Origin of the sequence: Alteromonas sp. AO-Serp, assembly GCF_017849675.1 — a bacterium.
GTDB classification, from domain to species: Bacteria; Pseudomonadota; Gammaproteobacteria; order Enterobacterales; family Alteromonadaceae; genus Alteromonas; species Alteromonas macleodii.
In genome coordinates, this window is sequence record NZ_JAFLMX010000272.1 from 18,633 (window position 1) to 27,742 (window position 9,110).

General features: G+C 45.5%; 9 protein-coding genes. 3 read left to right on the top strand and 6 right to left on the bottom strand.

Annotated elements, in window-relative coordinates; translation table 11 throughout:
- Positions 1-100: 100 nt before the first annotated feature.
- Together QVA83_RS17905 and QVA83_RS17910 are read right to left on the bottom strand one after the other, a co-directional pair.
- Entirely contained in the window at positions 101-283 is a 183-nt protein-coding gene (locus QVA83_RS17905; RefSeq protein ID WP_014948108.1) for a DUF2065 domain-containing protein, read from the bottom strand.
- Positions 284-339: 56 nt separating this feature from the next.
- Positions 340-1,518 (bottom strand): aminotransferase class V-fold PLP-dependent enzyme, encoded by a 1,179-nt coding sequence (locus tag QVA83_RS17910; protein WP_156077829.1) that lies wholly within the window; start codon positions 1,516-1,518, stop codon positions 340-342.
- Between the two features lie 264 nt (positions 1,519-1,782).
- Between QVA83_RS17910 and QVA83_RS17915 the strand changes: the two genes are divergently transcribed.
- On the top strand, positions 1,783-2,211 hold the full coding sequence (locus QVA83_RS17915; RefSeq protein ID WP_014948106.1) for a hypothetical protein: 429 nt from the start codon (positions 1,783-1,785) through the stop codon (positions 2,209-2,211).
- A 153-nt stretch (positions 2,212-2,364) separates the two neighbouring features.
- Here the strand turns inward: QVA83_RS17915 and trxA are convergent, their stop codons facing one another.
- Positions 2,365-3,234 (bottom strand): thioredoxin, encoded by an 870-nt coding sequence (gene trxA / locus QVA83_RS17920; protein WP_156077828.1) that lies wholly within the window; start codon positions 3,232-3,234, stop codon positions 2,365-2,367.
- Between the two features lie 288 nt (positions 3,235-3,522).
- On the opposite strand from trxA, the gene QVA83_RS17925 reads away from it, so the two are divergent.
- Together QVA83_RS17925 and QVA83_RS17930 are read left to right on the top strand one after the other, a co-directional pair.
- Positions 3,523-3,855, top strand: coding sequence for an Mpo1-like protein (locus QVA83_RS17925; protein ID WP_014948104.1), 333 nt, complete (start codon positions 3,523-3,525; stop codon positions 3,853-3,855).
- A gap of 282 nt (positions 3,856-4,137) precedes the next feature.
- A complete protein-coding gene (locus QVA83_RS17930; RefSeq protein ID WP_287498772.1) occupies positions 4,138-6,246 on the top strand; it encodes a S9 family peptidase in 2,109 nt (702 codons plus the stop codon).
- 200 nt (positions 6,247-6,446) lie between these two features.
- On the opposite strand, the gene QVA83_RS17935 is transcribed toward QVA83_RS17930, so the two are convergent.
- The 3 genes from QVA83_RS17935 to QVA83_RS17945 form a co-directional block, all read right to left on the bottom strand.
- Entirely contained in the window at positions 6,447-7,628 is a 1,182-nt protein-coding gene (locus QVA83_RS17935) for a PQQ-dependent sugar dehydrogenase (RefSeq protein ID WP_061439286.1), read from the bottom strand.
- Positions 7,629-7,822: 194 nt separating this feature from the next.
- The gene (locus QVA83_RS17940; RefSeq protein WP_014948101.1) at positions 7,823-8,296 is read right to left on the bottom strand and encodes a Dps family protein; all 474 of its coding nucleotides are present in this window, start codon (positions 8,294-8,296) and stop codon (positions 7,823-7,825) included.
- A gap of 186 nt (positions 8,297-8,482) precedes the next feature.
- Positions 8,483-9,110, bottom strand: a 628-nt coding sequence (locus QVA83_RS17945) for a copper chaperone PCu(A)C (protein ID WP_287498773.1), incomplete at its 5' end; no start/stop codon positions are given.

Sequence of the window (9,110 nt, forward strand, 5' to 3'; positions counted from 1 at the left end):
CTTTTCGTACTATGTATTATGGTAAAACTTGTGCCAGTGTTTGGTGAAGTCCGTTTTCACACCGCTTCACGCCTCTTAATGCCTAGTTCTGGGCGCTAACTCAACTGAAATAAAACAGCAGTAGTGCGCCTATTATCACAAGGGTTCCACCAATTTGACGCAGTTGATTGCTGGGCTGTTGGCTTATCTGAAGTAAATAATTGCGCCATTTATTAGGAAAAAGAAGCGGCCCTATTCCTTCTATAATAAGTACCAACGCTAAAGCGGGTAGTAGCCACTCCATAAAACTATCCTTAAATAAGTGTGACGTTAATATTTACGTATGTTTAAAGCAACGACTTACGCTTTCTGATTCAGTGCGGTTAAATCAATGTACTCAGGGGTGTGGTACAGACCAAAACCAAATCGTAAGCGGTTTCCTCTAAAATCGGTAAGGATATGGTGCTCTTTAAGCGCTGAAGCAAGGACTTTTGTTTCATCGGCACTATCTAATTCAAAGGTAAGGAAATGCCCTCGGTTTGCTTCATCACTTACTGCTAGATGTTTTTCGTTTAGCAAGGGATGGTTGCAGGTAGCAAGTTTCTCTAGAAATGTGCGCTGCATGCCCATTACGTATTCGTTAACTGTAGCGACATCAATGCCATTGTCGTCGAACATACGAAGCACGGCTCTTAATCTGTAGAGCGCGGTAAAATCCATCGTCGCACCGGCAAAGCGCATTCCATCTAGGCTATATTGAACGCTGTCTTTGCCGCCAACCTTGCGAGGCTTATCTAGCTCACCAAATTCTGCAAACCAGCCTGTGTAAGCAGGTCTTAGCTCACAGCCCACGGGTACATGCGCAAAACATGCCCCCTCTCCTGCCTGAGCATATTTGTAACTACCGGCAAGATAAAAGGCTCGGTGGGCAATGTCCGCTATATCGGTAGGCTTTGCCATAAACCCGTGATAGCCATCAACCACAATAAGGGTATTGTCGTTAGTTACGCTATTTACGATATCTGTGACATCGTTCACCACGTATCCGGAATTAAAAAACACCTGACTAAAGAAAACCAGCTCGGGATCGTGTTCGGCGATGGCAGCCTTAAAGCGCGACGCAAACGTATCGTAGGGTTTAGTAGGTACGGTAATAAGTTCTATCGCACCCTGCTCTTGCATCCTAGTCGCTTGGCGCTGAAAACTGTGAAACTCGCTGTCTGTCGACACTACTTTATAAGGCGCAGTACTATCGATGCAGCTCATTACGCGATAAAGCAGCTCATGGGTATTGGGCGCAAAAACGATTTGCTGTGGTGCTCCAGTGTTCAGTATGTTGCTAATGCGCTGCTGTAGCTCTGGCACCAAAGTTTGGAAGAAATATCCCCACTTTTCGTCAACATACTTAGCGCTGTCATCCCAGTAGTTGAGCATTGCATCACGCGTGCAGTCGGGCCAAAAGTAGTGGCTGTGACATGCATAATGCTGTTTACCTTTGTTCGCATTAAGAAAACCCGTATAAAAATGCTGATATGCCATGCTCTATTGCCCAATATAAAAACTGCGTAAACCCTATCAAATTTCTACCTTTTTCGCATGATTCTGCGCCTGCAACAAAACATTTATTTACAAATTAAGTGTAAATTGTTTTGCCCAAATCGACGTGCTTAGTGATATTTCTTATATAAACACAACTACAGCAAATTTTAAGAACTCTGCTATACCCTATAGAGGCAAGATGTTTTTGTTAGCCGAGTTAGCAAGCTCCGTCTGTTCCACGCAGACAAACATTAAAGGTATTTTATGCGTTTTCCTAAATACGGAAATTATTCATTGGATGTCTCAGGTAACGTACTTGAGGTGTTTGCAACCGGGGCGTGGAACCTGAAAACGACAGAGTTTTTTATAGAAGAAATGCATGAACTTATCGCTAAGTTCGACAATAAGCCTTGGGCTGCCCTAATGGACGGACGCCGCTGGGTGCTTTCTACGCCTGAATGCCAAACCCGTTTGGCAGAAGCAATAAAGGTGAACATTTCGCGAGGGCTCACACGCTCAGCTTACGTGCTGGATACCGGAATGGTTAGGCGGGCCCAATTAGAACGAACCCACCCATCTAAGCACCGTGACGCTGAATCAGCTAACTACGAGCGCGATTATTTTCAAAAGTATTTCGAAGCACTTAATTGGCTGCACAAAGAGGGGTTCTCCCCTATTCTCTCGCCTAAATAAATACAGCAATCGAAGTAGAAATACACACGGTGACACCCGTCAGCATGCGTTCTCGTTCACCTGCAAGTACCAGCACGAACCTCCTGCAGTCAATTTATCAAAGTCAGACTCGACTCATTGTCCCCTACGACAGCCGCTAAAATGCTGACGTTGTTAGTACAATAAGCTGTAAACTTTTCGGCGGTATTCCGACTTCAACGGGTCGCCGTCGGCAAGCGCATTCACCATATCCATCATTAGCTTTCTGGCGTCGCCAAACCCAAGTTTTTTCTTTAACACACTATAAAGAAGCTCTAGTGCATCTTGTGCTTTGTTCGCTTGCTGCAACTGTACCGCTAAATCAACTTTAAGCTGCAAGTCGTCTGGGTTTGCTTCTACCGCTGCTTGAAGCTGACGAATTTCAGGAGTGTCGGCGGCTTGTTCTGCCAATTCAATTTTTCCCGCTAAGCTCTTATAGCGAGAGTCTTGATCAACCAACTTAATTTCTTCCAATAACGCTTTGGCTGTATCAATAGATCCGGTCTCGATATAGCAATCAATAAGCATATATTTAGCGTTTACGTTATCTGGGTTAAGCGCTAGGGCTTCTTTAGCTGCGGGCAGTGCCTCTGCATAATCACCTTGCTGAATCGCTTTGCCAGCAGTGGCAAGTAGATCGTCTTCAGGATTAGGCAAATATTTAGCGAGCATTTCGCGAATTTGCTGCTCAGGTTGCACACCCGCAAAGCCGTCAACAGGCTGACCATTTTGCACCACCATCACCGTTGGTAGACTTCTAATACCAAACTGTGCAGCGACTTCTTGCTGGGCTTCGCAGTCTACTTTAGCCAGGATCAAGTGCTGGCTGTATTCACCCGCCAGCTTTTCCAAAATAGGCATAAGGTCTTTACAGGGCTCGCACCAATCTGCCCAAAAATCAATTAGCACCAGCTTATCTTGCGACGCTTCAATGATGATTTGTTGAAAGTTTTCTACCGTAATATCTACGATGGTTGCTTGGCTATTCGCAACGAGATTTTCCATAACGCAGGCCTTTAATTTCTTGTATTGAGAGGAATATGGGGCAGACGGCCTGAAATTACAAGGTTAAGGTAGGCTATCTTTAGTCACCGCGCCTTGCACTAGGAAGCGCCTCTTAATTCGCCACTTTGTTGGATCTGCGCCAGTGAACACGCATGTTTGCAAAAACTCATTCTCTTTTTGTCGTATTCACGACAATCTATTTCAGAATAGAATGTTAACGTAGTGTAAACTACTGCTACTAAGTCACTCTACTTCTATAAAATACATGCTTATGGCCGAGAGGGTTTTATGTCTACACAAACAAGCGCTGACACGCATTTTGCGTCATTCAAAGAGTTTTACCCGTTTTATTTAAATGAACATAGAGATAGTACATGCCGCACGCTTCATTTCATCGGCTCGTGGCTGGTTCTCGGCGTTATAGCACTAGCAGTATTTATGGCTAGCTGGTCGCTACTGTGGTTTATTCCGCTAGTAGGTTACGGTTTCGCTTGGGTAGGTCATTTCTTCTTTGAGAAAAATCGCCCTGCGACATTTAAACACCCGCTTTACAGCCTAATGGGCGACTGGGTCATGTTTAAAGATATTCTTGTGGGCAAAATTAGCCTTAAAGGCGAATAAAGCTCAAATGACTTAAAGAACGGCCAGCCCTCTATTAATAATGACAACTGCCATTGCTAGCGCCCTGCGTTGTTAAACGTTGCGCTTAATGTTGGATATGTAATTTTAACGGACAATCCAGCCTCTTCACCGCACGCTCTTTACATAAAAGAAACGAAAGCGATATGGTTAGAGACAACGTTCGCAGGTTGCTACATTTGCGTTAGGATTTACGCTAAGCACACGACGGCGAACATTCTACCTATCGCGCTCAGCGCAAAAACAATAACAAAAGGAACAACTATGTTTGCGTCTCGTTTCGCCTTTCGACCAGTACGAAAAGGCTTATGTGTTACCTCGACTGCATTATCACTATTGGTTTTAGGTATAAGTCAGGCCAATGCATTGCAGGAATCTGCCTCTGATTCGACTAGCTTAAATGCGCTGACATACGATGACACCTTTAACTTAGAATTTGTGGCCAACCCACAGTTTCTTAATAAGGATACGGTAATTTATTCTCGTCAGAGCATGGATGTCATGACTGACGGAAGACAAAGCCGACTTTGGCAAGTAAATATTAAATCCGGTGAGCATCGCCCGTTTATTGGTGTAGATGAAAACTTGTCACAGGCTACCTTATCGCCCAACGGTAAAATGGTGGCATATACAAAATCGGTCAACGGCCGCGCACAAATCCATCTCTATTACTTAGATACCATGCAGTCTGTGCGCTTGACCAACACCGGCGAAGCACCTCGTCAGTTAACCTGGTCTCATGACAGCAAAACCTTAGCCTTCACCCAGTTTACCGAAGAAAAGCAAAAGCCATTGTTTACCGGCATGCCGAGCAAGCCTAAAGGAGCAAAGTGGGCTGACCAAGGCACCTATATTGATGCGGTGCAGTATAGAGGTGACGGAAGAGGCTACTTGCGTGAAGGCTTTGACCAAATATTTGTTCTGCCTGTTGAAGGCGGTACGCCGCGTCAGTTAACAACTGGAAAATTCCCTAGCGGCGGCACCCTTTCTTTCTCTAAAGAGAATGACTGGATTTATTTCGCCACACCACAACGAGAAGACTACGCGCTGCACCCTTTGTTTAGCGACATCTATAAAGTGAATGTGAACACAGCGGCAGTTGAACAAGTTACCGATATCGAAGGGCCTGAAGGTAGACCAACCTTGAGTCCCGACGGAAAATACCTTGCATTTACTCAGCTCAACGACAGAAAGCTTTCTTATCAGAATGGCGACCTTGTGGTACTTGAGCTTGAAAGTGGTGACATCAGCCGTTTAACTACGTCACTAGATAGAAGCTTAGGCAAATTTGAGTGGCGCAAAGACAGCCGAGGATTAATCTTTTCTTACCTTGATCACGGCGAAACGAAACTTTCTGCAGTGAACCTGAAAGGCGATGTGAAACCTATCGACGTTAGCATAGGTGGACAAGCTTTTGGACGCCCTTACACGTCGGGCGACTTCGCAGATAGTGATAAAGGCGACATTGTTTACACCACGGCAAGCCGCACTGTGCCTGGCGACCTGGCGCTTTATAGAAAAGGCAAAGACGATACGCAACTCACCGATTTAAACAGCGATGCACTTGGTCATAAAACGCTGGCAGAAGTACAAGACCTTTCCGTAGTATCAAGTGTGGACGAGCTGCCTATCGACGCATGGATTGCATTGCCCCCTGGATTTGATAGCAGCAAAAAATACCCGCTTATATTAGAAATTCACGGCGGCCCACATGCAGCCTACGGCCCTCACTTTGCCATGGAAATTCAGCTAATGGCCGCGCAAGGTTATGTGGTTGTATGGTCCAACCCAAGGGGCAGTAGCTCTTACGGTGAAGACTTTGGTAATTTGATCCACCATAACTACCCATCAGAAGATTATAACGACCTAATGGATGTGGTAGACGCGGTTGTTAAGCAAGGCTATATAGATTCAGAGAATCTGTTTATTACTGGCGGCTCAGGCGGCGGAACCCTTACCGCATGGTCCATTGGTAAAACAGACCGCTTTAGTGCAGCTGTTGTGGCGAAGCCGGTTATTAACTGGATGAGCTTTTCATTGACTGCCGACGCATACCCGTACTTTAGCAACTACTGGATGGCAGATATGCCGTGGACTATTGCGGATAAACTCTGGCAGCGTAGCCCTTTGAGCTTAGTGGGCAACGTAGTAACACCCACTATGCTGCTAACCGGTGAAGCCGATCACCGTACGCCAATTAGCGAGACAGAGCAGTATTATCAAGCGTTGAAGTTACAAGGTGTCGATGCTGCAATGGTGCGAATTCCAGGGGCTTCACACGGCATTGCAAGCCGCCCTTCTCGCTTAATACAGAAAGTAGGGAATATTGTGGCGTGGTTTGAACGCTACAAGAAGAATAGCGACGGCGAATAAGTCAATACGAGACCCGATGTCCTTATAAATAAAAAAGGCGCTTACTTCATTTTACAATAGCAATGAAGCGGCGCCTTTTCTCATTCTACGTCTTATACCAGAATTTGAAAGGGAACAGCCATTCCTGCATTCCCACGCTTCGCTATGAAGCTTGCCAACGCCCCCTGAGTGAGCACTTATCTATGCGGACTGGTATTATGCTATTTGGTTAGCTTTAATACTTTGCCGTTCGGTGCATCGGTCAGTAAGTAAATGGCACCTTCTGGGCCAACTTCAACGTCGCGAATACGGGCGTGATTGTCTCGAACATATTCAAACTGCTCTCCGGGCTTTCCATCTTCTACTTTTATGCGACGAAGGTGAGTAAACTTCAACGACCCCACCAGTACATCCCCGTTCCATTCTTTGAACATTTCACCTTGGTAGAAGGTTAGGCCGCTTGGCGCAATAGACGGGTCCCAATACACCCATGGCTGCTTCATACCATCCATATGGGTTTTGTCGCTGATAATGTCGCCACTATAGTCAACGCCATAGGTAATCACAGGCCAACCGTAGTTTGCACCGCGTTCAAGGATATTGATTTCATCACCACCTTTCGGGCCATGCTCCATCGCCCATACCGCACCAGTTTCAGGATGAATAGTAACGCCTTGCACGTTGCGGTGACCATAGCTGAATATTTCAGGGGCTTTGCCGTCTGTAAATGGGTTATCTTCTACTGCGCTGCCGTCACGGTTTATACGTACAATTTTACCGAAGTGGTTATCGGTGTTCTGCGCTTCTTTCATGTACTTGTAGCGGTCGCCCATGGTGATGTACAAGTGCTTTTTAGCATCGAACGCTAAACGACAGCCAAAGTGAAAGCCGTTATCCACAATTGAGTCGGCACTAAAGATAACGTCAACATTTTCAAGGCCTGAGTCGGTAAGCTTAGCCTTTGCAACACTGCTACTGCTGCCCGGCTTGCCCTCAACCTCACTCGCTTTGCTGTAACAGAAGTAGATAGTGTTGTTGCTGGCAAAATCCGGGTCGATAGCGATGTCCAACATACCACCTTGGTTTTGCGCAACCACCTTAGGCACATTACCTAGACGTCCTGACAACTTACCGTCTTTTGATAAACGCTGAATGCCACCTTCACGTTCCGTAACTAGCAGATCGCCATTTGGCAAAAATGCCATTCCCCAAGGATGAACAAGCCCTTCAGCGAGCGTGGTTACGGTAATATCGCTGTCGGTGATTTCATGCGCTTCGCCATGTTTATGATCTCCGTGAGCTAAAGCGGATTGGCTGATCGTAAGCGCCAATACACAAGTAAGTGACTGCGCTAGCGCGCTCACAGGTTTGATTGGTACAGCTAAAATAGTTGATGGTTTCATCGCTAGGAGCCTCATTTTAAAAAGCCGTGTGCGCGTTCACACAGGCTTCTTCTATTATTCTTAGTGGAAGGCAGTATACAAAAAAGGGCACAGCGCTGCTGTACCCTTTGTGATAATTTTACTTGCTTATGCGATAAAGGTGACTGGCCGATTAAGCCTATGTTAAATCACTGTCACCGCACTTATATAGCGATTTACTTCGGTAATGTTGCACGAAGCATCCACGCAGTTTTTTCATGAACGCGCATACGATCGCCAATTAACGCTGCAGATGACTCATCGTCTGCGTCTTGCGCTAGCTTTAACGATTCACGGCAGGTTTTCACAACTTGCTCATGACCGTGAGTTAACAATCTCACCATTTCCGTCGCTTCAGGTACACCTTCCACTTCTTCAATTGAACTAAGCTCGGCGAACGACTTATATGTGCCCGGTGCAGCAACACCTAGAGTACGAATACGCTCTGCAATTTCGTCTACCGCTTCGGCAAGCTCTGTGTAATGCTCTTCAAACATTAGGTGCAATTCACGGAACTGCGGACCTTCTACGTTCCAGTGAAAATTATGCGTTTGAAGATACAAAGTGTAAGAGTCGGCCAATAGCTTTTTAAGGCCTTCTGCTACTGCGTTACGATCGCTCTCAGAAATACCAATATCAATCTTGCTCATGTCACACTCCTTAACGTTACAACCCTTTTTAGATTTACCTTCAGTCCATTCATCGGCGCTGAAAAATCTTGGTTTAAATAATATAAGTTAATAGTACTACAGAAATTTTGATTTAGATTAACGGTTTAGTTGATTGCATTCATCGCATTAATCGATGACTTTATACATTCTGCCTCAGCCACTCTATTAATGGTGGTGATGGTGGCTTTCGCCCGCTTCTTTTTTAACAGGTAGCAAAACCGGTAGTTCACTCCCATCGCTAAATGTGAGGGTTAGTGCTACTTCGCTGCCCTCTTCTAATCCTTTGGTCAGCCCCATCAACATGATATGACGGCCGCCTGATTCAAAAGAGACCATTTCGCCCGCTTTTATTATAACGCCGTCAGTTAGCTCACGCATTTTCATCACGTCTTCCTCCATCACCGTTGTGTGGATTTGCGCTTCACTTGCTACATCGCTTGATACTGAAACAGACGTCAGTGTTTTATCGCTGTCACTATGATTATGCAAAGTAAAGTACACTGCGCCGGTTTTTGCCAAAGCAAATGTTGCTCTGGCATAACCATCCATAACCATTACATCTGATTGCTTACTGGCGTGCTTGTGCTGCTCTTTCGGCAAGTGATGATTTTCATGGTCATTGCCATGAGCGTAAATAGTCCCAGACAAGCTCAAAGAAAATAAGCCAGTTACGATAACTAACGGTTTAAGTGATTTGGAAAAAAATGACATACAGTCTGCTCCGAATGAATACTCGTAAGCAAGTGTACGTAAGATTGGCATAGGAAAAAAGAAAAATGGTGCCGACTGCCGG

Bases quoted from the DNA above. Each gene is read 5' to 3' on its own strand.
- QVA83_RS17905 (WP_014948108.1), bottom strand. From the start codon at position 283: ATGGAGTGGCTACTACCCGCTTTAGCGTTGGTACTTATTATAGAAGGA.
- QVA83_RS17910 (WP_156077829.1), bottom strand. From the start codon at position 1,518: ATGGCATATCAGCATTTTTATACGGGTTTTCTTAATGCGAACAAAGGT.
- QVA83_RS17915 (WP_014948106.1), top strand. From the start codon at position 1,783: ATGCGTTTTCCTAAATACGGAAATTATTCATTGGATGTCTCAGGTAAC.
- trxA (WP_156077828.1), bottom strand. From the start codon at position 3,234: ATGGAAAATCTCGTTGCGAATAGCCAAGCAACCATCGTAGATATTACG.
- QVA83_RS17925 (WP_014948104.1), top strand. From the start codon at position 3,523: ATGTCTACACAAACAAGCGCTGACACGCATTTTGCGTCATTCAAAGAG.
- QVA83_RS17930 (WP_287498772.1), top strand. From the start codon at position 4,138: ATGTTTGCGTCTCGTTTCGCCTTTCGACCAGTACGAAAAGGCTTATGT.
- QVA83_RS17935 (WP_061439286.1), bottom strand. From the start codon at position 7,628: ATGAAACCATCAACTATTTTAGCTGTACCAATCAAACCTGTGAGCGCG.
- QVA83_RS17940 (WP_014948101.1), bottom strand. From the start codon at position 8,296: ATGAGCAAGATTGATATTGGTATTTCTGAGAGCGATCGTAACGCAGTA.